Origin of the sequence: Acetobacter suratthaniensis, assembly GCF_017377745.1 — a bacterium.
GTDB lineage: Bacteria > Pseudomonadota > Alphaproteobacteria > Acetobacterales > Acetobacteraceae > Acetobacter > Acetobacter suratthaniensis.
On record NZ_JAFVMG010000013.1, the window covers coordinates 1 to 22,070 of the forward strand.

Sequence of the window (22,070 nt, forward strand, 5' to 3'; positions counted from 1 at the left end):
ACGCCACTCCCTCAATCAACGCAGAAGAAATAAAATCATACAGAAGACCTCAAAACCAGGGGGTTTTTAGAACCCTCCACATGATATCTGGCGAAGATTGACGACGCTCACAATTGTTGTCATTGACTCCAACATGAAAGCGACGCTATTATTCCGCGAACGCACTGCTCTCACGACGACTGCCTTTGTGGAAATTGTCGTCTGGCGCGTTCCCTCTCCCCTTAGGGGGAGTGCACACCTGTTCAAGTATCGTCTGGTGCTGGTTGCTGAGCAGATTTGTGTGCTTCGGTATGACAATGAAGCAGGCAAAGGTGATCACAAACATATCGACGAAAACGAAGTGCCCTATCTGTTTTCAGACTGCGAGGCGCTTCTTGCTGATTTCTGGTTGGACGTCGATGAATGGAGGAAAAAACAATGAGAACGGTTACTCTTGGTGTGTCCTCTGTAGAAGACACAAAACGGCGGGCAGCAGCTGCATTTCGCGGAGAAGAGGTCGGAGAGTTCATCAGCTTTGGCAATGTTGAACTGCTTTGGCGCGTTCTGACCGTGAAGCGGTGGGATATTCTCCGCGCGATGACGGGTCAGGGCAGTATGGCCATTCGGGAAGTGGCTCGTCGTGTCGCCCGTGACGTCAAAGCCGTTCATGGCGATGTGCAGGCCCTTTTATCCGCTGGGGTTCTGGACCGGGAGGAAAACGGTCAGGTGATCTTCCCGTATGATGCCGTACATGTCGATTTCACACTGACCAGAGCCGCCTGATATTTCGCTTGGATGACAGACAACGCATCTTCCGTGGTCGATAGAAAGCCAACGCTTACACTGAGCACTTCAGTCCGCCGCCTTGGCCGCGAAAAGCTGGCGGAGCGGACGATTGAGACGGTCCTTCAGCTCACGCCAGATACCGAAACTGTCGCGACAACACTCCGTGCGGGTGGCCGGCGCTTATCCCGCAAGGCTGAGGCTGTCAGGCGCGAGGGAGCCCGTGCTGTCCGGGCCCAAGTCCAAGGCACCGATTTTTCGATGTTCGCAGATTTCGAGGCGTTGCAGGAGCACGCGCGCCTCTGCTTGCAGGAAACAGTCGATGCCTTTCTGGAACTGGTGGCGCAGGCAGAAGATGAGCGCTTCCAGATCGAGCAGATTACACAGAACACGACTGTCGAGCAGAGGCTGAGCGATCCCGTTTTCCGTGCCAGACGGGAAGCCGCAGCCGTGGCTCTGCATCAGGCATGGGAAAGCGGACACTGGATTGCAGGTGCATGGGAAGCCTTTGGCAAAGTGTTCGATGCCTACCGTAAAGCAAACCCGCCCCCGCCGGCCACTCTTGCCAGCAACGACACAAGGCCTGCCCGTCAGGATCTGGTCACGCGGCAGGTCGTTTCTCTCGATGCATGGAAAGCCGCTGACCGGTCAGCGTAATGGGGAGCACGCGGTTCGGCGGTGATCAGTCTGGCTCTGGCCAGTCGCGGGTCGGGTGCCGTGTCGGCAGTGACTGGCGATTGCGGTGTACATCCGTTGAGGGTGACAGAGTTTGCTCACGCGGCTGGTCTCCTGATGGAGACCATGATGCGTCGAAGGTAATAAAACTTCCCGGCGCAAGGTCCTTGCCATGCTGGGGAAGGTCTTTGGTCCAGCCAACGTAAAGTCCGTCACTGGACGCAAACAGAAACTCCTGTCCACTTTTCCCGATCAGCTGGCCTTCGTAAGCCTGACCCGGCGCCGTCGTTGCGATAAACCGTTCCTGCCAGTCAACCGGACTGCCCTTTTTACGGGCGTTCTCCAAAAACGTAATGGCACGATGCAATGCAGTGCGTCTTGCCGGGTCAATGGCATCAGAAAGCATGTGCGCCACCGATGTGGTGTTTCCCAGTTCACCTGCGATCGACACCGCGATCATGCGTTCGCGCGAAACCACCGAAAAAGAAAGCTCGTGTCCGGCGTCCCTGGCGATCTTGCGCCAGAATAGGGTCTGTGTACGGCCATTCCCTTCCCGGAAGGGGTGAATATGATTCAGGGTAACGAAATGCGGCGTCAGCCGCTCGACAAAGAGGGCTGGGGAAAGATTTTTCAGATTGTCCTGAGCGGCAAGCCGTTCGAAAAGCAGCCCCAGTTCCAGCGCCAGCCGTGAGGGAGGCGAGAAGGTCGTGGCGTCGTCACTCTGGGCAAATGCCTGTTTCGAGAGGTTGACCTGCCTGAATTCGCCCGCCCACTCATACACATCCTGATAAAGATGTTGATGAATGGCTTTGAGAAGATCGACGCCCTGCTTGTCGGGATAACCAGTTCTGCGAATTTCAGCTTCACGAGAAAGAGCATAGTCGGCTTCGACTTCAGTAAGGAGTTGTGGGTTGCCAACGATGCCAAGCTTGTTGGTTAACGTCGCTCCATCGGACTGAAGGTAAGGATCAGCCACCTATGGCTACGCCGCTTTGGTGGCTTTTTTATAGCGCGGGTCAGCGTGCAACCTTGCCAGAATGCGACGGCGAACTTCGTCTGTGGTGATTTCACCCCGCGCGTATGCTTCCATATCCGCCTCAGTTTTTGGAGAAGCTGGTTGTCCTTCTCGTGCAGCGCTGGCCAGAGCCTCCTGAACCTCCTGCTGCCGCCGCATAATGTCTTCCTGAGAAAGGGTCATGATCGAGAGTTCTCCTGATTACAGAAAGAAATTTACCACATCCGCCTCACTTTGTCACCGATATTGCTGCCCGCGCAGGCACCATAAACATCAGAACCGAGTCACTCAGGGCGGGCTGTATCAGTTTCCCCGCCAGATCAGACGGATAGCGACATCGGACCTCGCTCGGGCTGAAATAGGCTTGTGTTCCTCTTTTGTTCTGGTGTAGCCAGAGGGTGTAAAGGAGCCATCCCATGCACCAGGACAAGACAGATACGCTGGCCCTTCTGCGCGAGAAAATCCGCCGGATGGAATCCCTCCCACCTGTGTCGGCCGACAGACTGCCAACCGGGTTTGCGGCTCTTGATGCCCATCTGGACGGTGGTCTGGCGCGGGGCTGCGTGCATGAAGTCTTCAGCACCGGACGCGACAGCCTTTATGGCTCCCGTTCAGCCGCCTTTGTCGCCCATGTGCTGGCCCGCACGACCGGGCCGGTGATCTGGGCGAGTGAAGACTATCCCGACCTGTCCGCCCCGGGCATCCGCCAGTCGGGCCTTAATCCCGGTCGCCTGCTCTGCGTCACTACCCGCAAGGGCGGTCTGGAAGCTCTGTGCGAGGACGTGCTGAACGAGCGCGGGGTCTGTGCCCTGGTCGCGGATCTGCGCACACCGCTTTCGCTCACCCAGTCCCGCCGCCTCGTGCTGGCCGCCAGTCGAAGCCAGGTCAGCGGCTTCCTGCTCTGTCGCACGGCGGCCGCGGTAAGTGAGCCACCTGCCAGCGCCAGCATGACCCGCTGGCGGATCGGCGGCAGCCCCTCGGCGCTGCGCACCGACCTTCCCTCTCTTTCTCCGGTTGCCGGCGCGGAGCGCTGGGCTGTCGAACTGCTGCGCCATCGCAGTGGGCCGGGCGGCACCTGGATCATCACCCCGACACGCCATGACCCGACGTATTCTCTCCCTGTGGCTGCCCCTCTGGTCGATCGAGCGACACCAGAAACAGCAGCCAGCCCCTTCACGTACCGGACTGGCCCTCTACGCGCCTGAGCGTGGCCGGCTTGTCGTCACGGCGGCTGATCCCATAGCCCTGCGGCTGGGGATCCGTCACGGGATGCCGCTGGCGCAGGCCCGGGCCATGCAGCCTGACCTGCATGTGGCGCAGGCTGAGCCTGCCGCCGATCAGGCGGCGCTGGAGGCGCTCACCCTGTGGTGCCAGTGGCTGTCTCCCCTCACAGCCATGGACGGTACGGATGGGGTGTGGGTGGACACGACCGGTTGCGATCATCTTTTTGGAGGCGAGGACCAGATGGCTGAACGCCTGCTTACCCGCCTCGCGCGGGCCGGTTATTCTGCGCGGATCGCACTGGCGGACACCGCAGCCACGGCGGCGGCTGTCGCCCGGAGCAGCCGCCACCCCCTCACCCTCATTCCCCCGGGGGGACAGGCGACCGCTCTGCGCGATCTGCCTCTGGCCAGCCTGCGGCTTGAGCCTGAAACACTGGACACCCTGAGCCGGCTGGGTCTTGTGCAGGTCGGCCAGCTTCTCGACAGGCCCCGCGCCCCTCTGGCGCGGCGGTTCGGACAGGCTTTGCCCGATCGGATCGATCAGGCGATGGGGCGTCTGCCTGAGCCCCTGTCCTTCAGGGCAGAACCGCAGGCCTTCCGCGTCTCTGGCACGCTGGTCGAACCGATCAGCACAGCCCCGGCCATTGCCCGCGCGCTGGCAAAGCTCGTGGACGAACTGACTGAGGCCCTGACCCGCCGGAACCACGGTGCCCGCCAGTTGCAGGTGCAGTGCATGCGGGTCGATGGCACGACACAGCGCCTTCAGCTCGGACTGTCGAACGCCAGTGCCGATCCTGTCCGCCTGAACCGTCTGCTGGGCGAACGGATCGAAACCATCGAACCGGGCTTCGGGATCGAGGCCTTCACCCTGAGCGCGACAGAAACGGCCCCTCTGGATGCCCCGGCCAACCGGGACTGGCTGACGCCTGCCACCGATCCCACGGGCTTGCCTGCCCTCCTTGAGCGTCTGATGGGCCGGGTCGGGATTCAAAGCCTCTCACGCCTGCAGACTGGCACCAGCCAGTTCCCCGAACGCGAACAGGCCTATACGGGCGGTGAGCGCGTGCAGAGGGTCGATGAACTCCCCCCATCCTGTTCCCATGGGCCAAGACCAGCCCGGCTGCTCCCAGCTCCCTGCCCCATCACCGTCAGGGCCTTCTGGCCGGATGGCGCCCCCAAAGCCTTCCAGTGGGGCCGCACCCGCCACACCATTCACGGGCTGATCGGGCCGGAACGGGTCTGGAGCGACTGGTGGCATGATCGCCTGGGAGCCCGTGCGCGGGATTACTGGGTGGCCGAGACCCTTGAGGGCGAACGCTTCTGGCTGTTCGCCGGCCATGATGGCGCGGGGCCAGTGATAGGGCAGGCCGCATGGTTCCTGCATGGGCTTTTCTGATGCAGCGCCCGTCTGACCTCCCCGGCCTGCGCCCGGCGCGTACAGACGACATCGCGGATGCCCTCATGCACGCGCTTTGCCATGACGGCCGCCGCCGCGTGCATGACGCGGACGAGCTGATGGCCCGACTGGTGGCTGAGCGGCTGGTCGCCCATCTTGAATGCTGTGGCTTTGTCCTGTGCCGTGTGCAGGACACTACCAGCCATACGGCTTCAGCCCACCCGCACCCGGCTGAGACCCGCCGTGAGTGAGGCAGGCTATGTCGAGCTGCAGGTCGCGACCTGTTTCTCGTTCCTGCGGGGCGCAAGCCATCCCGATGAGCTGATGCGGCAGGCCAGTGCGCTGGGATACACGGCACTGGGCGTCACCGATTACAATTCGGTGGCTGGACTGGTGCGCGCCCATGACGCGGCCACGGAACACGGTCTGCGCCTTATTCCGGGAGCACGACTGGAGCTGGAAGAGGGTGCGAGCCTGCTCGCCTATCCACGGGATCGGGCTGGCTGGGCATCGCTGTGCCGTCTGCTCACGCTGGGCGCGCGGCGTGGCCCGCATGATGCGTTCCAGCTCCGCTGGCAGGATCTGACGCGTGAAGCACAGGCTCTGATCCTGATTCTGCTTCCCACCGATGACCAGCACCTGCCGGGCGACATCGAACGGCTGGCAGAACTAGCCCCCCAGAAAGACGATGGCCCGGCCTATGTAGCACTCACACGCCGCTTTGAGGCACATGACAGCGAGCGGCTGGCATGGATTGCCCAGCTTTGTGTCCAAAACGGCGCGCATCCTGTCGTCACTGGGGATGTGCTGTGGCATGACCCGTCCCGCCAGAACCTCCATGACGTGATGACGGCTATTCGGTGCCATCGCACCCTCGACACCCTGGGCGCGGAACGCACCCGGCATCTCTCGCGCCATCTGCGCGACCCGGGCGAGATCCGTGCCCTGTTCCCCGGCTATGAAGAGGCGCTGAACCGCAGTCAGGAGATCGCCGCCGCCTGTCGTTTCTCGCTGGAGGATCTGCGCTACCAGTATCCCGATGAGACCGAAGGGAGTGGAGAAACGCCACAGGCGGTTCTGACACGCCTTGTTCAGGCGGGTGTGCCCCATCGCTATCCAACCGGCACGCCGGCCGATGTGCGCCAGCAGCTCGATCATGAACTCGCCATGGTCGCGCGCCTTGATTACGCACCGTATTTTCTGACGGTGAACACAATCGTCGCCTATGCCCGCTCACGCGGTATCCTGTGTCAGGGGCGTGGATCGGCCGCCAATTCCGCCATCTGTTACGTGCTGGGGATCACCGCCATTGATCCTGTCCGCTCGGGCCTTCTTTTCGAACGCTTTGTCTCCGAAGAGCGGCAGGAGCCGCCCGACATCGATGTGGATTTCGAAGCCGACCGGCGCGAGGAAGTGATCCAGTGGATCTATCGGCGCTATGGCCGCTCCCATGCGGCCCTGTGCGCCACCCTTATGCGTTTCCAGCCTAAAGGGGCGCTGCGGGAAGTCGGCAGGGCATTCGGTCTGCCAGAGGATCTTCTGGGGCAGATGTCGAAACATTTGGCCTCTGTCCTGCATGACGATGCGCTGCTTGCCGAACGGCTCGGGCAGATTGGCCTGTCCGCTGATGACAGGCGGCTTGGCATGGTCTTGCGGCTTGCCCGTCAGCTGGTGGGTTTCCCGCGGCAGTATGGCACCCATCCCGGCGGGTTTGTGCTGACCGCCGACCGGCTCGATGAGCTGGTGCCAGTGCGCCCCGCCGCCATGGCGGAACGCCAGACCTTGGTCTGGGACAAGGACGACATCGACCGGATGCGGATGATGAAGGTCGATGTGCTGGGTCTGGGTATGCTCGGCTGTCTGCGGCGCTGTTTTGAACTCATCCAGTCGCGCTACCACCGCACACTCGACATGACGGCGATCCCGCCTGAAGACCGGGCGACCTATCAGATGATCGCCCGGGCGGATACGCTGGGGACGTTCCAGATCGAGAGCCGCGCGCAGATGGCCATGCTGCCGCGCACAAGGCCCGCCACCTTCTACGATCTGGTCGTGCAGGTCGCCATCGTGCGGCCCGGTCCCATCACCGGCGATATGGTGCATCCCTATCTGCGGCGCCGGGCGGGCGAAGAAGCCCCGGACTGTCCGAGCCCTGCCCTGCAGCGTATTCTGGGCAAAACACTCGGCATTCCGCTGTTTCAGGAGCAGGCGATGCAGGTGGCCGTGCATTGCGCGGGCTTTACGGGGGGGGAAGCCGACCAGCTCCGGCGCTCCATGGGAACCTTTCGCTCCACAGGCGGTGTCCACCACATGAAAGAGCGGCTGCTGAGCGGGATGATTGCCAACGGTTACGATCCGGCGTTCGCTGCGCGAATTTGGACACAACTGGAAGGCTTCGGCGCATATGGTTTTCCCGAAAGCCATGCGGCGAGTTTCGCGCTGATTGCCTACGCCTCGGCCTGGCTCAAATGCCACTACCCCGATGTGTTCTGTGCCGCCCTGCTCAACAGCCAGCCCATGGGGTTTTATGCCCCGGCCCAGATCGTGCGCGATGCACGCGAGCATGGCGTGGAAGTCCGGCCGGTCTGTATCAATGCCTCGCGTTGGGACTGCACATTAGAGGCCTCGCGCGACGGATCGCGACAGGCGGTGCGTCTGGGTTTCCGGCTGGTGTCGGGACTGTCCTGTGACGCCATGGCCCGGCTGATCCTCTCCCGTGGGGCGGGGTATGACAGTCTGGATGATGTCTGGCGACGTTCGGATGTGCCGCTGGGCCTTTTGGAAAAACTCGCCGAAGCGGATGCCTTTCGCACACTGGGGGCAGACAGGCGACAGGCTTTATGGACACTCAAGGGATTGGGCGCAGCCCCGCTGCCGCTGTTCGAAGCCGCCGATCGGGGGCGGAACGCACCGACACCCGAACTCTGGGAGCCAGATCCGAACCTGCCCGAAATCGCAGCCGGGAGTGCGGTTGTGGAAGACTACCATGCCATAGGGCTGAGCCTACGTGCCCACCCGGTCAGCTTTCTGCGCGACACCCTGGCACGACAGGAGATCATCCCTATCGCCGATCTGGCGCAGGCCCGTGATGGCGCGTTCGTCCGGGTTGCGGGACTGGTGCTGATGCGCCAGCGGCCATCCACCGCCAAAGGCGTAATGTTCATGACGATCGAAGACGAAACCGGCACGGCCAATCTCGTCCTGTGGAAAGATCGCATTGCCGCACAACGGGCCATTGTCGTGGGATCAGGCTTTATCGCCGCCCACGGCCGCCTCCAGCGCGAAGGCGACGTGATCCATCTCGTCGTGCGCTTTGTCGAGGACTTGCAACCCACGCTTGCCCGTCTTGGCGAAGAAAGCGGGCGAGAGATTGCCAGCAACTCGCGGGATTTCCGTTAGAGGCTCCGTCCGGATGTTCGCACTTTCGGTTGGATTGATCATTACGCTTTTCAGTAGGATGAACCTTAATCCAATGCGAAGAGGTTATGGAAAATACTTTTTAAGCCGATTTTGTATTAATAATCCATTCAAAAAATGTAACTGACGGTGTTTGTTCTAGTCCCCTACGATAGATAATAAAGTAATCAAATTGAGTATTAATTAATCGATCAGAGAGTTTGACAAGGCGACCACTGACGAGATCATCCTGAATCAGATCCGGGGGGCATAAAGCAACGCCCTGACCTGCCAATGTTGCAACGCGGAGCAGGTTAAAGTCCTCGAAAACAATTTCCGCGTTATCACCTTCCAGTCTCTCTGGATATGTTTGCCCGAACCATTCCTTCCAGCCAGATGTGTCGGTATCATGCAAAAGCATGTCTTGGGTTACACCTTGCAGAGCGGATTGATCTGGCAGTCTTTGCAAGAAACTCTGACTGCAAACAGGTACGCTGGCACCAGACAAGAAAAAAACTGTTTCAAAATCTTTTACAACGGGTGGTTCCTGAGCATAAACAATGGCGAGATCAATCTCGTCATAATTCAGTTTCTGACCAAAAATTGCATACATAATCTTCAGTTCTACATGAGAGAACTGATTACGGAAGGTTTGCAGGCGCGGAATAAGCCAACAAATGGCGACAGAGGGTATGACTGCCACTGTCAGTTGTGGCTTGACACTTTTTTTGCGCAGACTTTCGCAAGCTACGGCAATGTCAGAAAATGCAAGATGCACTGTGCTGGCCAAAGCAACAGCATTTGCTCCGAACTTCAATTGTTTGTTGCCACGTTCTATCAGGCGCAGGCCCAGCCAGTCTTCAAGGGCGCGCATCTGATGGCTGATGGCCGAAGGGGTGACATTCAGTTCGACAGAAGCAGCATGGAAGCTTCTATGTCGAAAAACTGCGTCGAATACGCGTAGCGCATTAAGTGGCAGAGCTCTCATTGCCAACCCATATAGTGAATTAATTTCATGATGATAGTTATTTTTTGTCTTTTGACAATCATTTATAGATGAATATAACTCAATGACAGAGCGTATTTTTATCCCTTCACTCTTCCGTTGCGCGAGCAACACTGGGTTCGGTTTTGTCGGATGCAGTTAGCGCACGTGCACGGCATATAATGTTCTGTTTCCAAAACGAAAGGCTGTGTGGTGACCCGCACAATGACTGACACGACCGACAAGATCGGTTCGATCGAACGCCACGGGATTGAGCCCATTCCCCGCACCGAGCGCCATGGCTCCGCTTTTGAGCTATTCAGGCTATGGGTTGGTGCCAATGTCAATTATGTTGTCATTGTTACTGGTGCTTTTACACTCGAAATGGGTGTTACTTTTTTTCAGGCACTGGCAGCCATTTTAATCGGCAACGTGATTGGTTGCACGATGGTAGGGCTGACGTCGATCCATGGGCCAAAAACTGGCACATCAAGCATGATGGGCTCAGGGCCTGCCTTTGGGCAGTTGGGGGCGATGCTACCAAAGGCCGTGAGTGTCGTTTCCGCTCTGAGTTGGTTTTCAATCAACTCTATCATCGCAACACAGGCTCTGGAGGAATTGTTCAAAATCGCGGGTCGCAGCGGCTCAGGCTATGAATGGCTGGCGCTCATAGTGGTGCTGGTGGCGGAAGTGGCTATCGCTGTTTACGGCCATGCGACCATTATTGCGGCCGAAGGTATTTGCGCTATCGTACTGGGCATGTTGTTCGTAGCGCTGGCGTTTTTCGTGGTTCCACATGTCTCCGTTGATGTGCTTTCTACGATTAACCAGCAGCAAGGCTCATTCAGTACATGGTTGCTGGCTCTTGGCGTTGTAGCTTCCTACCCCATAGGGTGGACCAACTTCGCCTCAGACTATAGCCGTTATTTTCCTGAATCGATGAGTTGGAAACGGATCGCTCTTGCCGCGGGGCTAGGGCAGTTTGTAGCCCTTGGCCTGTGCGAAGTGATCGGACTGCTGCTGGCGGTTGCTGTGGGGGGCAGTCTGGGGAATGATCCTGTGAGTCAACTTGGACATTTCGTGCCTACGTGGTTTGTGGTGCCCTTGCTGCTAGCGGTTATTTTTGGTGGCGTGGCGGCTAATGTCCCCAATGGTTATACAGCCAGTCTGGGCCTGCTGGCCTTGCGTCTACCGTTGAGCCGTATTGCTTCGCTGGCGATCATTACCATTTTTACCATCTGTATGCGTATTGCCGTTGTTTATTCAGGCGATTTTTTCAATGTCTATCAGAATTTTCTCAATACGATGGTGTTCTGGACAGGCCCATGGGCCGCAATTATGATTGTTGATTATTTCCTGCGTGGTGGCCGTTATAAGCCTGATGCGATCATGCAATGGTCTGGGGGTGCTTACTGGTACCGTCAGGGTGTGTTCTGGCCTGGTATGATAGCGTTCTTTATGGGCATTGTCGTTTCGGTCGTTTTTTCAAATTCTGAAACCTTTTCAAGCCCACTGATGGTCCATGTTCTGGGGTGGGGTGACCTGAGTTTTGAAACCGGCATTGTGTCCGCGGGACTGACTTACTGGCTTCTGGCCAGAGGGCAGATCGAGACTCAAGATACAGAATAGAGTCTTAATAATAAATATATTTTCTTGAAAACAGGATTCTATACATGTTTGATCTGCTTTTGCGTGGGGCGACGCTGCCAGGGGGTGAGCGTGGTATCGATATCGGGATAGAGAACGGGCGGATTGCCGCAGTATCACCGGGTTTACAGGGAGAAGCCCATGAGGAAATCGATGTTACAGGCTGCCTTGTAACTCCCCCCTTTGTCGATGCCCATATGCACATGGATTATGCCTTACGTGCTGGACAGCCACGACCGAATGAAACTGGCACACTGCTTGAAGGAATTGCCCTCTGGGGTGAACTTCGGCCTGACCTGACGATGCAGTCCATTTACGAGTATGCAAAAAAGCTCTGTCTATGGTCCATTGCCCGCGGCACACTGATAATCCGCTCGCATGTCGATATCTGCGATGACAGACTGCTGGGTGTGCAGGCGCTAACTCAACTGCGAGAGGATATGAAAAACTGGCTCGATATCCAGCTTGTTGCGTTCCCACAGGATGGCTTTCTGCGCGCCCCTAATGCGCAGCCTAATCTGATGCGCGCACTTGATATGGGAGTGGATGTCATTGGTGGCATTCCGCATTTCGAGCGAACGTATGAAGATGGCACACTCAGCATCCGACAGCTTATGCGACTGGCGGCCGAAAAAGGGCTACAGGTCGATATGCATTGTGATGAGGTTGATGACCCGAACTCTCGTCATGTTGAAACACTGGCAGCTGAAACAGTTCGGTTTGGCCTTCAGGGACGTGTGGCGGGATCGCATCTGACGTCCATGCACTCAATGGATAATTATTACGCTAGCAAACTGATACCGCTCATAGCAGAAGCCGGGCTTGGAGCAATTGCCAACCCGCTGGTTAACATTACCCTTCAGGGGCGGCATGATACCTATCCCAAGCGGCGAGGCTTGCTGCGGGTCAAGGAATTGCGGCAGGCTGGCATAGCCGTAGCGTTCGGTCATGACTGTGTCATGGACCCGTGGTACGGGCTTGGCAGTCATGATATGCTCGAAGTCGCCAGCATGGGTCTGCATGTCGCGCAGATGACAGGGCAGAATGAAATGCGAGCATGTTTTCAGTCAGTTACAACCGACGCCGCCCGTATTCTGGGTCTGACACATTACGAAATCCGTCCTGGATCTGAGGCAAGTCTGGTAGTATTGCAAGCTGCAGATGAAGCGGAGGCTATACGGTTACGGTCTGAACGTCTGTACGTGATTCGTCGCGGAGCCGTCATTGCAAGTGCTGCCCCCCGCAAAAGTCGTGTGATGTTTGATGGCAACATGTTTGATGTCGATTTCACACGAGCTGACCTTGAGCAAAAAATAGGAAAATAATTACCATCATAACCAACATTACTCTCTGGCGACTGGATGTTGTCGGTTCTTTGTCATTCTTTGATTAAGAACCGACTGCAACGCAGGACCTGCCGAACGCCCAGACATCTGCGACACATCCTGCGCCAAGGTGTCCTTCAGGGCGTAAAGGCTGCGGTCGAGATGGAGTGTTCCGCGCACACCGCGTTCAACCAGAGCCCGGAAATACGCATCGGGGTGACGGATCTGTTCGCCCTGATCCTTGCGTGTCGCCATGACGATCACCGCGACCGCCGCCTCGAACCGTCCCAGAGCGATGCAGCCGGTTTTCCATGACTGGTAGCCAATGCCGATCTGGCCCGAAAGCAGTTCGGCCGCGTCACCAAGCTGGGCACGATCGGGTGTCGCTGAAGCACAAATATCTCGCAAAGCCGGACACACCGTCAGGAAAAACGTGCTGGTGCCGGGGAAGCCCCGCAGGATGGACGCTTCCAGCCCCTCGGATGGCTCAGAGGGAAACACCTGCCCCTCACGCCGCATTATTTCAATGCGATTGCGCCCATCGGGCGCTACTACAACTACCTCTTTAGGTTTTTTGTTATTTCTCTCTGTATAGTGGGTGCCAGATTGAACATCCATGGGTGCCATTTCAGGGGTACACTGCGCAGATTTCGGCGGCTTGATGGGGCTGTTTTCCGCAGGGTTTTCCACAGGTTGAACGCGCGCCCAGAGCGCTTTCATGGTGTCGTGATAACCGATCAGCGTCTCGATCAGATCCGTGCCTCGCCGCAGACGCATCACGCGGGCCGCCTCAAGGGCTGTCGCCTCATCACCCAGCCGCTCGGCCTCCACACGCACCTGTTCGTTCAGATCTGCAATCGCGTCACGCAGAAACGCGACTTCCGCGCGCTGCCGGCGGCCGGATTCCAGTTCTGTCTGTAACGCTGGCCACCGGTAGCGCAGCGAGGCCAGACTAAACCCAACCTGCGACATCCCATCCTGCCCCTGCCAGCGCCGTCCCCTCTGCCCGTTCCGTCCGTCGCAGGGTACGAGCATCCCGGCCTCGGCCAATTCCCGCACCGCCCGTCTCAGCGCACTGAGTGACAGGCCTGTCCATCCCATCAGGGTCGCGTTGTGGGCGTAGATGAAGGGCGTCTCCAGCGCGTCCCAGCTCTCCGGCCGGGTCTTCTCCACCATCCGCTCCAGCAGCCCACGCGCGGTGCGCGTCAACGGAAAGGAACGCGGTAACGCCCTGAGCGTATTCAGGACGGCGTATTTCTCCGGGTAAGCCGGTGGCGGGTCGAGCAGCTCATCTCGCGCCTGCAGCATCGCCGGCGTGAGGGTACGTTTTCCCCGTCTGCGGATCGGGCAGAGGTCATCATTATGTGTCTGGGGCACAGCTCAAAAGGTCCAGTACTATGGGTCATGACAGACCTCTCGACACCGGCACCCGGACAAACCTTCCCCGTTCGCAATATGCTTGCGTTTCGAGCGGAAGCTGGCTATAGGGAAAGGGCAATTAATCCCCTATAGCTTATGGTTCGTTACAGGTGCCCTGGCTTTTCCGGTCTGCAAACCGGGAGAGGCAGGGTTTTCCTTTTTGTGGCTACGTCATTGGCGGGCCTCGAATGGGGTGGCTCGGACTCGCGGCACAGCACGCGTCCTGTCTGCCGTTCAACCTGCCCGTGTACAGGGTTTCAGACAAGATCAAAAAACGCAAAAATGTCGTGTAAATCACTGTTTTTTCGCGGTTTTTGTGTCCAAAATGGCGCAACTTTTTCACTTTTGTTCTCATCCGGTGACTGTCTCGGATGCGCCGCTGCCCATACGGGTGGAGACGGTTGAGAGATACTGTCCAACCGTCCAGCCACTCATGTTGTTGGCGGCCAGCGACGAACTAGACACGAGACTGCTCAGCGGCGTGCTGCTGGTTGCGGTCGCAATCTTGGATCCGGCCGACGTCCCGAACATATAGGCGGCATAAACCTGCGCCGATGTCGCGGCCTTGCCCGTGGATTTGGACACGGAGCTGGCATAGGAGCTGATGATGGCACTCGCGACTTTCGCCTGTGCGGTCGGATCATTACGATCAGCACTGCTCAGGCCCAGCTTGGAGGCATATTCGTTCCATGTGCCATTGGTGATCTGCCAAACCCCCTTGGCTGAGGACGAACTGTTGCCCGTATTCTGAAAATGGCTCTCGATCTGCCCGAACGCCGCCAGTGTGTCGGGGTTGATCCCGGCCGCCTTCGCCGCGGCGACAGCATCCGCGCCATAGGACTGCGACAGCAGTTTCGACATGGCGTCACTGCTACCCCAGGCGCCTGAGTAGCTCGACGTGCTGCTCGATGTCCCTGTGCCCGTTGAGGATGAGGTCTCTGCCCCCGGGAAGGTGAAGGTGGGCGCACCAGTCTCCTCGACGCTTGGCACGATCTGCGTGGCCACCTGTGCGACACCCGGCCGTGCGACAAGACACACAGCCAGAACGCCAAGCCCGCTCCGGCGGGCCAGACAGACACCCAGCCTCATGCGCCGGGATACGAGAAGAGGATCATGCCATCAGAAGGCCGCATGCCCGCCACCGTGCAGCGTGTGCCCGGCGAGGCGGTTGTGGACGTCCAGGGCTGCAGATCTTCGGTCGGTATCCACGCAGCCTTCCCGTAGGCGCGCAGGATGCGTGTCCACCCGCCTGAGGTTGTCGTGGTCACGGCAAGCTGGGGTGGGGCGACACCGACCTGCTTCGTCTCGGCACTTGGACCGGCATAGACCGGTTCAAACTCCATGCGGGGCGACATGCAGGTGACATGCCCTCCCAGTGGCACCAATGGGGCTTCAGGGGCGGCGGCGACAGGCGGCCCCCAGTCGCGCGGGCCGATGGCTTCCTGCCGTTCAGCGGACAGCCGGTCGAGTTCTGCGGGCGACACGTCCTGCGCATGGGCCGTGCCTGCAAACAGGCTGCCAGCCAGCAGGGTAAGGGTCAGTATGGATCTGGGCGACACGGGGTGGCTCCTTTGCCTTGTTGCTCTCTCCCCAGTATGCCTCAGACCGTTGTGACGCCCTTCGTTCGTCTTTTGTTCCGCATAGCGTCACAACGCTTTGGCGCATGATGGGGAGAGAAGGAGACCCCTATGCGACATTCCCGTTATGCCATTCTGGCAGCTACCACCCTCGTAGCCCTCCCCATGCTGGCGCAGGCCCAGCAGTGCCCCTCCCCGCCACCTCTGGAGGCGACACACCCTCTGCTCCCGTCAGCGCCCGCAGAAACAGCGGCCACCAATGCTGGTCCTGTGCTGCGTCCCACGCCTGTCGTGCCCACGCCGAGACTCATCCTGCCCGCAGAAATTGCGGCGAGCCCCGCACTGACCCGCATCACCAGCACCGGGGCGACAGTCTATGAAATCGGGAACCGGGCGATGAATCACGGTCTTCAGGGCGTGTATGCGGTCAATGGCGACATCTTCCGGGTGTTCTATCTGACCCCGGACGGGCAGGCCCTGATTGGGGGCGTTCTGTGGGAGCAAGACGGGCACAACGTCACGCGCGACACCATTGCGCCGATCAAAGGCGCCATCCCCACCGTAACCATCACTGGAGCAAAGCCGGGTGCGACACCGCCCGGACAGGCCGCTCCAGCCGCCAATGCGACACTGTCGCCAGCGCTGGCGAAACGGCTAAGTCAGGCGAGTTTGGGGCTGATTGGACAGGACGGGCCGCCACGTCTGACGATGGTGATCGATCCGCTCTGCCCGTGGTCCATCCGCGCACTGGCCGAGCTGGAGCCGTTTGTCGCACGCGGCGTCCTCCAGCTCGCCCTGCTGCCCATCGCCATCAACGACCATGAAAATGGCGGCGCCAGCACCCCGGCCGCAACGGCGCTACTGTCAGTCGTTCCATTCGAGATGGAGGCGGCATGGCGGAAAATTATCGATCTACATCATGTCGCAGACGACATGCCCCGCACGGACGACGCGGCTCTCCACCTGCAGGGCAACATGGCTGTCGCTCATGCCATTGGCGTTCGGGGAACGCCCACGCTGATCTGGCGCGACAAGGCCGGGGTGTCGCATGTCACTGAAGGGGTGCCGCGCGACATAGGGCAACTGGTGCGGGAGCTGGGCCGATGAAGCGCTCGACACGCTCCTTACTGAAGGTGGGGAAATGGATGGCCTTTCCCCTTTATCTGCCATTCGTGCGGGGCGTGCGCTCCGTGTCCCTGTGGCGACAGTATCTGAGAGACCGCAAAGCCTTCATCGAAGCCTCGGCGATCGATACGGCTCTGGCACCCGTTATGGATCCCGCCATCATCAGGGCGCTGGTGGCGACACGGCGTAACGGCCGCCTCTGTCTGCTGCTGTTTGTCGGCGCTCTGGGCGTATGGATCTGGTCCTGCGCCTATCAGGGAACACGGCTGCTGAGTGTCGCCAGCGTGCAGTTCGCTGTCATCCTGCTGGTGCTGCTCGCAGAATTCATGCGGCTCAGTTTCTCGAACTGGATGCTCCGCACTGGGGGTGCGGGGCGTTTTGGAGCGTTCATCGCGCGGGGCGGGAACCTCTGGCCCCGGTAGGCTTGTTAAGCCCTCGGCGTCAGGGCTTACGCGTTCTACCGCGGGACGCTGTTTCCAGCCAGTTTTCGACCTTCAGACCCCGGATACGACAGAACTCGCGTGTGTTGTCCGTCACCAGAGTGAGACTGAGGGTATAGGCGTGGGCAGCAATCAGCAGATCGTTAAGGCCGATTGGTTGCCCTGCCGCTTCTAGTGCAGCCCGGATACCGCCGTATTCGCCGTCAGCGGGAACATCCAGCGGTAGGACAGGGATAATACCCAGAACGCTCTCCACCCGTTCAAGCAGTCTGGCAGACCCTTTCTTCGCACACCCATAACGTAGCTCCGCCGCCACGATCACGCTGGTGAAGAGCGTCTTCGGGTTTTCTTTCTCGATGCGACGGGCAGCAAGCCCGTCAGGATTGCGGATCAGGTCGCTGATGATGTTCGTATCCAGAAGATATCCGTTCAAAAGATATCCTCCGGGCTGGCCGTCTGGTCTTCAATAGCGGGGAACTGGTCATCCGACCCCAATGGCCCTTCGGACTTCCATTGAGCCAGGAGCCCGGCCACTGTTGTCGGCCGTTCGGTCGGTTCGATAATGAGCCGGTTGCCTTCACGCCTGATCAGCGCACGGTCTCCCGGCAACTCGAACTCAACAGGAATCCGCACCGCCTGACTGCGGTTGTTGCGAAATAACCTGACTTCTCTGGGGCGTGAGGTAGACGGTGATGGCATTGTCATGGAGGCGTCTCCTTGTATATGCCATATTGTATATGTATTGGGCTAAAATTTCCAGAACAAACTACACGGCGATGACGGGCTGGCCTACGCGACGGGCTTGTGCGCAGGCATCAGACCTCAAGCGCCTAGGTTAGGCGGAATATGTCTCCGCCTCCTTAGCAATTGCAGAGAAACTTCTGATTGGTACCTCATGTGCTGGGAATTTTGCGACAATCTCCAGTTCTCCGCCCATCGCCTCGATGTAGCTGCGGAGCGTGCTGATATACATGTCAGTACGCTTTTCCATTTTTGCGACGGACGCCTGGTTCACCCCAAGGAGTGCCGCGATCTGCTTCTGCGACATCACTTGAGCACGCCGCAGTTCTGCCAGATCCATGGCATCCGATATAGCGCGTGCCTTGAGAGCGGCTCTTTCGCGGGCCTCTGGGGACAGTTTTTCCGCCAGAGAGGCCAGTGACTTACGGTTTGTCATGTCGCGTCTCCTGTTCCAGTTCCTGCAGGTGCGTGTCGTACAAGCTGTCCGCCACCGGCACCAGATTGACGTAAAAGCGGTCGTCGCCCGTCTTATCACCGCCGATAAGTAGTATCGCGGCACGGCGTGGATCAAAAGCATAGAAGATACGAAGTGGTTTTCCTCCGCTCTGAACCCTCAATTCACGCATGTGACTGTGTCGCGCGCCCTTTATGCCAGACGACATCGGATGCCTAAGGTTAGGACCGCGTTGCTCCAGAAGAAGGCCAGACGAGTAAACGTCCTCCTGCTCACTGCTGGAAAGCGAGTCAAACCAGAGTTCGAACTCGTTGGTATGTTCGACCAGCCACGTCATGGACTACAGCATATATGCCCTCTAGGGCATATTCAAGTAGCAGTTCGGGTCAATGCGTCACGCCCGCATCATACCATCGGATCGGGGATCGCGCGTATATTCCGCGGCAATATTACCCTTGCGATCGACAATTCCCATACGCTTTAGCGCCGCACGGGGGCCGCTTTGCTTTTTGTATTGGCGTCGGTCTGTTTCTTGATTGCTTCAAGCACTGCCTGTCGGGTGTCAGCTTTCATCATGCGGCGCGCAGGTCGTCCTAGTCATCTGAGGATCGCTCACGCAAAGTTCTGGCCGCCCGACGATTCAGGTGTTCTGACAACAAAGCCGCCAGCGTGGACTGCAATGGCGGCTGTCGCGTCTCGGGTATTGGGGATAGTCGTTCACCAGTATTGGACGTACCGGAAACCTCGGGGGCAGCACACATAAAAAAACTCCATACAATCAGGGCAGGCGATTGCCTTCTTCCCGATCAGTATGGAGCTTTCGGTTGTGACGGGGTTGCCTCAGAAAGTACCCGCGCGCCCTGCAACCTGTGAAACCGCCCATTTGGCGTGTTCATAGTCTGGGCGACTGCCTTGATCGGCCGGATCGTTGGGTCGGACGATAGTACCCTCACGCGAGGCGACAGAGGGCGACCAGTGCGCCGGGGATGAGCCATAAGACGCATAGGGATCATACTGCGCCTGACGCACCGGCGGTGGCTTGAGCGGCCTGTCGTTCGCGGAACGCAGATTCCCATGCGCACACCCGGAAAGCGCCAGCACGCAGACCAATAGGGGGAGACGAACTCTCACGCCTGCTGTGCGTTCAGTTCTGCCTCAAGGGCAGTAATCAGCGCCACAGCGTTGCCCGGCTGAGCTTTAATGGTGTTTAGACACGCGACGAGCTTATTAGATTTTCTCACGAGCTTGTTGTATTTTTCAACACGCTCATTGAACTCATCATCCCGCAGTTTTTTCTCCGTCCGCAGCGCTTCCTGCGATTGCTCAAGCTGCTGTCGCAGATCGGCCGAAACCTGCTCTTCTTGGTCCCAGCCAACTCTCATTTTGCGACCCCAAGCTTGCCACTCAGCAAGCTGTTTCTGGAGATTGAAAGCCGTGACCTGCCACTGGTTGGCAATCTGCACCTGCTGGGCAAGTGCTGACACCGCGTGGTTCTGCTGTTCCAGATCATTAGCCACCCGCCGGAGTGACCCGCGAATACCACCTAATGCACCGGCATTTACAAAATCACTGCACATGGGTCAGGCCCTCAAACATCGGTCTGTGTAATCGGCCGCACCTGTGCTGCCGTTGTCGTGTCCATTGCTGGAAGTGTACCACCAGAACGCCCCCCTCCACCACTTTTTTTTGCCTCGTCTTTCAATCCTTCGAGATACTGTGTGCCAATCTGTCGCCCTGTATCGGCCCCCTGCTGTACCGGCCGGGTCGCGGATTTCTCGAAGTCTTCCGCATCCACACGGCTGGCCGCACCAAACCCGACCATGGAGGCCATATGATGTGGCAATGTCGTAATCAGCCGGAAGGATAATGTCGCGGTGGTCATCTCCATGGCCGAATACATGATGATCATGGCAATCAGGCCCACCCAGTTATCGGTGAGATAGCCATGATCCAACGTAAAGGTGGTGGCGACCAGAAAGCTTTTCATCAGCAGCCAGGATATGGCGGAAAACACCGTGTAGCTGAACACCATGCCGATCACCATCATCGACGGCCGGAAGAGGATGGTGAACAGCACCTCATAACCCCGCACACCTTTGCCGTGGATGCCATCGCCTGAGAACGTCATATGGGCGAGGAACCACAGAGGCGCATAGGCGACAGCCTCGACAACCAGCAGGAACCAGCCCGTAACGCCCGCAATCCAATACAGATAGGGCATCATCGGCAGGACATAGGCCAGCGTGATCCCAGAGGTGAGCAGGAACAGACAGGCGGTAAAAATCACGGGTAGCAGGCGGGTAATCGTTCCGCTCAGAAAGGTCGCCACCGCGGCCGCGGCCGCGGCCGCACCTTCCCACTGGCCGGTGACGAAGGACACAATACCCGCGCCGACATCGACAGAAACACTTCCGGCTGCCACTGACAGCGCAATGGCGGTCAGCGCCAGATGGATGAGAAGATGTCCCATACCGATCATGGCCCCAAGCGGATCCACCCAGTCCGAGCCAGAACTCCCCATAACCAGATGGTTCATGATGAGTTCCAGCGTGCCAGGGCCGAAGTTCAGGTAATTCAGCACCTTCGTCCAGATCGCCGTGCTGTCTGAAGAGACATGGGCATTGGCATACAGTCGCGGCGATGTGCTGTTTGGTGTGGGCGCATCGGCGGTCTGGAGTGCTGCATCCATTTTACCGAGATAGCTGGACACACTTTTGATGAAAGGTTGCAAATCCTGCCCAAGATATGGACCTGTGCCCGCCCATGAGGGTGCTACGACGGCAGGCGTGATCGAGGATACAGAAATAACTTCCGCGTTCAGGCGGGAAATTTCGAGATAGTAAGCCCCAAGCCCGGTCCAGCCGAGGGAGCGAAGCTCTGAGGTCGCGGAATTATCGCTCGCCGATGACCCGGCCGCGTTACGGACGGCTGAGACCACACTGGAGGCGATGGTTGTGAGCTGGCCATTGAGGTAATTCGTCTGCGCTACGAACACCGAGTTGAGCGTGCCAAGCGTGGCAATATCCCGGGTTTCCCAGAGAGAGGTTATGGTGTTCTGCAAACCGGAGCGGATATTGGTGGTCAGCGTTTTGAGGGACTCAATCTGCTGGCTACTGACCTCGCTGAAATCAATGCTCTGATATTCGGTGGTGGTTGCCGTCCTCACGGGCGTGCTGATGGACACCAGCCCGCAGGTCGGCATGGCTGAGCCATTGCCGTTCGCCATGTTGTAGGAGATGGAGACCGTGCCGTTGCCATCATCAATGATAGCCGGCTCGGGAACGAGGTCAGGGTTATTGGACGCCTTGTTGATCAGCGCCCGGCAGATCTCGCTCTCCATGACGCCCAGGACAACCTGACGTGATCCCGGGATTATGGGCGTTGCCAGAGGCAGGGCCTGAGGCCCCACCGCGTCCATGACGACATTTTCTTCGATCACCGCCATGCCGATCGACGCCTTGGCGAAATTGACGATCAGGTTCTGGCCAAGAGAAAAGCCGTTGAGCACGGGGAGTAGCATGATAACGCTGGCGACGCCGCGAATAGGCACCCAGCCATTGAAACTGGCGGAGAAGACTTTTCCGGTTTCAGCGGTTTTGTGGATCTGCGCCAGGATGGAATACAGGATCCAGAACGCCGCCATAATGGCGACAAACGAGGTAAACCATTGCAGGAGCGTGCCGGTTGCGGTTTGCGCGGTGCCGTCCATAGGGAACAGGCTGTCGAGAACGCGCGAAGACCAGTCGTTTCCTCCTGTCAGGTCGGCCCAGCTGACGCTCTCAAAGCCGCTCGCAGCATAGGCTGGCCCTGCATGAAGCAGGACCAGCCCTCCCAGAAATGCCGCCAGAACGCATGACGGCCGCCGCGCCATTTTGGACACACCGCGCATG

24 protein-coding genes are annotated in these 22,070 nt (G+C 58.7%); 11 read left to right on the forward strand and 13 right to left on the reverse strand.

The window, feature by feature from the left end; all coding sequences use genetic code 11:
• The first annotated feature begins 97 nt into the window (after positions 1-97).
• Genes J2D75_RS11030 through J2D75_RS11040 form a run of 3 tightly spaced genes read left to right on the forward strand, consistent with a single transcriptional unit; the run spans position 98 to position 1,419 of the window.
• Positions 98-421 (forward strand): toxin-antitoxin system TumE family protein, encoded by a 324-nt coding sequence (locus J2D75_RS11030; protein ID WP_243428705.1) that lies wholly within the window; start codon positions 98-100, stop codon positions 419-421.
• Positions 418-762: an HVO_A0114 family putative DNA-binding protein gene (locus J2D75_RS11035; protein WP_243428706.1), complete on the forward strand. Its 345-nt coding sequence runs from the start codon at positions 418-420 to the stop codon at positions 760-762. Before J2D75_RS11030 ends, J2D75_RS11035 begins: the two co-directional genes overlap by 4 nt.
• Positions 763-774: 12 nt before the next feature.
• Positions 775-1,419: a hypothetical protein gene (locus J2D75_RS11040; protein WP_207854883.1), complete on the forward strand. Its 645-nt coding sequence runs from the start codon at positions 775-777 to the stop codon at positions 1,417-1,419.
• A gap of 25 nt (positions 1,420-1,444) precedes the next feature.
• Here J2D75_RS11040 and J2D75_RS11045 read toward each other — a convergent pair whose 3' ends face one another.
• Both J2D75_RS11045 and J2D75_RS11050 read right to left on the reverse strand, forming a co-directional pair.
• On the reverse strand, positions 1,445-2,413 hold the full coding sequence (locus tag J2D75_RS11045) for a Fic family protein (protein ID WP_207854884.1): 969 nt from the start codon (positions 2,411-2,413) through the stop codon (positions 1,445-1,447).
• A gap of 6 nt (positions 2,414-2,419) precedes the next feature.
• On the reverse strand, positions 2,420-2,635 hold the full coding sequence (locus J2D75_RS11050; RefSeq protein WP_207854885.1) for an antitoxin VbhA family protein: 216 nt from the start codon (positions 2,633-2,635) through the stop codon (positions 2,420-2,422).
• 233 nt (positions 2,636-2,868) lie between these two features.
• Here J2D75_RS11050 and J2D75_RS11055 point away from each other — a divergent pair, with 233 nt between their 5' ends.
• From J2D75_RS11055 to J2D75_RS11070, 4 genes are read left to right on the forward strand one after another with little or no spacing between them, the layout of a single operon-like run.
• The gene (locus J2D75_RS11055; RefSeq protein ID WP_207854886.1) at positions 2,869-3,657 is read left to right on the forward strand and encodes an ImuA family protein; all 789 of its coding nucleotides are present in this window, start codon (positions 2,869-2,871) and stop codon (positions 3,655-3,657) included.
• Positions 3,551-5,071, forward strand: a complete 1,521-nt coding sequence (locus J2D75_RS11060; protein ID WP_207854887.1) for a Y-family DNA polymerase — start codon at positions 3,551-3,553, stop codon at positions 5,069-5,071. The genes J2D75_RS11055 and J2D75_RS11060 overlap by 107 nt, the downstream gene beginning before the upstream one ends.
• Positions 5,071-5,322 (forward strand): hypothetical protein, encoded by a 252-nt coding sequence (locus tag J2D75_RS11065; protein WP_243428707.1) that lies wholly within the window; start codon positions 5,071-5,073, stop codon positions 5,320-5,322. The genes J2D75_RS11060 and J2D75_RS11065 overlap by 1 nt, the downstream gene beginning before the upstream one ends.
• Complete coding sequence (locus J2D75_RS11070; RefSeq protein WP_207854889.1) at positions 5,315-8,470, forward strand: error-prone DNA polymerase; 3,156 nt, start codon at positions 5,315-5,317, stop codon at positions 8,468-8,470. Before J2D75_RS11065 ends, J2D75_RS11070 begins: the two co-directional genes overlap by 8 nt.
• Before the next feature lie 100 nt (positions 8,471-8,570).
• On the opposite strand, the gene J2D75_RS11075 is transcribed toward J2D75_RS11070, so the two are convergent.
• On the reverse strand, positions 8,571-9,455 hold the full coding sequence (locus J2D75_RS11075) for a LysR substrate-binding domain-containing protein (protein WP_207854890.1): 885 nt from the start codon (positions 9,453-9,455) through the stop codon (positions 8,571-8,573).
• Between the two features lie 222 nt (positions 9,456-9,677).
• Here J2D75_RS11075 and J2D75_RS11080 point away from each other — a divergent pair, with 222 nt between their 5' ends.
• Positions 9,678-11,081 carry a purine-cytosine permease family protein gene (locus J2D75_RS11080; RefSeq protein ID WP_207854891.1) on the forward strand — a complete coding sequence of 468 codons (1,404 nt, stop codon included), beginning with the start codon at positions 9,678-9,680 and terminating at the stop codon, positions 11,079-11,081.
• 44 nt (positions 11,082-11,125) lie between these two features.
• Positions 11,126-12,424: a cytosine deaminase gene (locus tag J2D75_RS11085; RefSeq protein WP_207854892.1), complete on the forward strand. Its 1,299-nt coding sequence runs from the start codon at positions 11,126-11,128 to the stop codon at positions 12,422-12,424.
• A gap of 18 nt (positions 12,425-12,442) precedes the next feature.
• On the opposite strand, the gene repC is transcribed toward J2D75_RS11085, so the two are convergent.
• The 3 genes from repC to J2D75_RS11100 form a co-directional block, all read right to left on the reverse strand.
• Entirely contained in the window at positions 12,443-13,801 is a 1,359-nt protein-coding gene (gene repC, locus J2D75_RS14655; protein WP_265783002.1) for a replication initiation protein RepC, read from the reverse strand.
• Positions 13,802-14,194: 393 nt separating this feature from the next.
• The gene (locus tag J2D75_RS11095) at positions 14,195-14,932 is read right to left on the reverse strand and encodes a transglycosylase SLT domain-containing protein (protein WP_243428708.1); all 738 of its coding nucleotides are present in this window, start codon (positions 14,930-14,932) and stop codon (positions 14,195-14,197) included.
• A complete protein-coding gene (locus J2D75_RS11100) occupies positions 14,929-15,402 on the reverse strand; it encodes an SH3 domain-containing protein (protein WP_207854894.1) in 474 nt (157 codons plus the stop codon). Before J2D75_RS11100 ends, J2D75_RS11095 begins: the two co-directional genes overlap by 4 nt.
• A gap of 129 nt (positions 15,403-15,531) precedes the next feature.
• On the opposite strand from J2D75_RS11100, the gene J2D75_RS11105 reads away from it, so the two are divergent.
• Positions 15,532-16,527 carry a DsbC family protein gene (locus J2D75_RS11105; protein ID WP_207854895.1) on the forward strand — a complete coding sequence of 332 codons (996 nt, stop codon included), beginning with the start codon at positions 15,532-15,534 and terminating at the stop codon, positions 16,525-16,527.
• On the forward strand, positions 16,524-16,967 hold the full coding sequence (locus tag J2D75_RS11110; protein WP_207854896.1) for a hypothetical protein: 444 nt from the start codon (positions 16,524-16,526) through the stop codon (positions 16,965-16,967). Before J2D75_RS11105 ends, J2D75_RS11110 begins: the two co-directional genes overlap by 4 nt.
• 19 nt (positions 16,968-16,986) lie before the next feature.
• On the opposite strand, the gene J2D75_RS11115 is transcribed toward J2D75_RS11110, so the two are convergent.
• The 7 genes from J2D75_RS11115 to J2D75_RS11145 all read right to left on the reverse strand — a co-directional run bounded on the left by J2D75_RS11115 (position 16,987) and on the right by J2D75_RS11145 (position 22,069).
• Positions 16,987-17,418, reverse strand: coding sequence for a type II toxin-antitoxin system VapC family toxin (locus J2D75_RS11115; protein WP_207854897.1), 432 nt, complete (start codon positions 17,416-17,418; stop codon positions 16,987-16,989).
• Positions 17,415-17,690, reverse strand: a complete 276-nt coding sequence (locus J2D75_RS11120; protein WP_456304232.1) for an antitoxin — start codon at positions 17,688-17,690, stop codon at positions 17,415-17,417. Before J2D75_RS11120 ends, J2D75_RS11115 begins: the two co-directional genes overlap by 4 nt.
• Positions 17,691-17,820: 130 nt before the next feature.
• A complete protein-coding gene (locus tag J2D75_RS11125) occupies positions 17,821-18,162 on the reverse strand; it encodes an XRE family transcriptional regulator (protein ID WP_207854898.1) in 342 nt (113 codons plus the stop codon).
• Complete coding sequence (locus tag J2D75_RS11130) at positions 18,149-18,517, reverse strand: type II toxin-antitoxin system RelE/ParE family toxin (RefSeq protein ID WP_207854899.1); 369 nt, start codon at positions 18,515-18,517, stop codon at positions 18,149-18,151. Before J2D75_RS11130 ends, J2D75_RS11125 begins: the two co-directional genes overlap by 14 nt.
• A gap of 503 nt (positions 18,518-19,020) precedes the next feature.
• A complete protein-coding gene (locus J2D75_RS11135; protein ID WP_207854900.1) occupies positions 19,021-19,311 on the reverse strand; it encodes a flagellar basal body L-ring protein FlgH in 291 nt (96 codons plus the stop codon).
• Positions 19,308-19,757 carry a hypothetical protein gene (locus tag J2D75_RS11140; RefSeq protein ID WP_207854901.1) on the reverse strand — a complete coding sequence of 150 codons (450 nt, stop codon included), beginning with the start codon at positions 19,755-19,757 and terminating at the stop codon, positions 19,308-19,310. The genes J2D75_RS11135 and J2D75_RS11140 overlap by 4 nt, the downstream gene beginning before the upstream one ends.
• A gap of 11 nt (positions 19,758-19,768) precedes the next feature.
• Positions 19,769-22,069 carry a DotA/TraY family protein gene (locus J2D75_RS11145; RefSeq protein ID WP_207854902.1) on the reverse strand — a complete coding sequence of 767 codons (2,301 nt, stop codon included), beginning with the start codon at positions 22,067-22,069 and terminating at the stop codon, positions 19,769-19,771.
• Position 22,070: the final 1 nt, after the last annotated feature.

Bases quoted from the DNA above. Each gene is read 5' to 3' on its own strand.
- J2D75_RS11035 (WP_243428706.1), top strand. From the start codon at position 418: ATGAGAACGGTTACTCTTGGTGTGTCCTCTGTAGAAGACACAAAACGG.
- J2D75_RS11040 (WP_207854883.1), top strand. From the start codon at position 775: ATGACAGACAACGCATCTTCCGTGGTCGATAGAAAGCCAACGCTTACA.
- J2D75_RS11050 (WP_207854885.1), bottom strand. From the start codon at position 2,635: ATGACCCTTTCTCAGGAAGACATTATGCGGCGGCAGCAGGAGGTTCAG.
- J2D75_RS11055 (WP_207854886.1), top strand. From the start codon at position 2,869: ATGCACCAGGACAAGACAGATACGCTGGCCCTTCTGCGCGAGAAAATC.
- J2D75_RS11060 (WP_207854887.1), top strand. From the start codon at position 3,551: ATGACCCGACGTATTCTCTCCCTGTGGCTGCCCCTCTGGTCGATCGAG.
- J2D75_RS11065 (WP_243428707.1), top strand. From the start codon at position 5,071: ATGCAGCGCCCGTCTGACCTCCCCGGCCTGCGCCCGGCGCGTACAGAC.
- J2D75_RS11075 (WP_207854890.1), bottom strand. From the start codon at position 9,455: ATGAGAGCTCTGCCACTTAATGCGCTACGCGTATTCGACGCAGTTTTT.
- J2D75_RS11080 (WP_207854891.1), top strand. From the start codon at position 9,678: ATGACTGACACGACCGACAAGATCGGTTCGATCGAACGCCACGGGATT.
- J2D75_RS11085 (WP_207854892.1), top strand. From the start codon at position 11,126: ATGTTTGATCTGCTTTTGCGTGGGGCGACGCTGCCAGGGGGTGAGCGT.
- J2D75_RS11095 (WP_243428708.1), bottom strand. From the start codon at position 14,932: ATGAGGCTGGGTGTCTGTCTGGCCCGCCGGAGCGGGCTTGGCGTTCTG.
- J2D75_RS11105 (WP_207854895.1), top strand. From the start codon at position 15,532: ATGCGACATTCCCGTTATGCCATTCTGGCAGCTACCACCCTCGTAGCC.
- J2D75_RS11110 (WP_207854896.1), top strand. From the start codon at position 16,524: ATGAAGCGCTCGACACGCTCCTTACTGAAGGTGGGGAAATGGATGGCC.
- J2D75_RS11120 (WP_456304232.1), bottom strand. From the start codon at position 17,690: ATGACAATGCCATCACCGTCTACCTCACGCCCCAGAGAAGTCAGGTTA.
- J2D75_RS11125 (WP_207854898.1), bottom strand. From the start codon at position 18,162: ATGACAAACCGTAAGTCACTGGCCTCTCTGGCGGAAAAACTGTCCCCA.
- J2D75_RS11130 (WP_207854899.1), bottom strand. From the start codon at position 18,517: ATGACGTGGCTGGTCGAACATACCAACGAGTTCGAACTCTGGTTTGAC.
- J2D75_RS11140 (WP_207854901.1), bottom strand. From the start codon at position 19,757: ATGTGCAGTGATTTTGTAAATGCCGGTGCATTAGGTGGTATTCGCGGG.
- J2D75_RS11145 (WP_207854902.1), bottom strand. From the start codon at position 22,069: ATGCGCGGTGTGTCCAAAATGGCGCGGCGGCCGTCATGCGTTCTGGCG.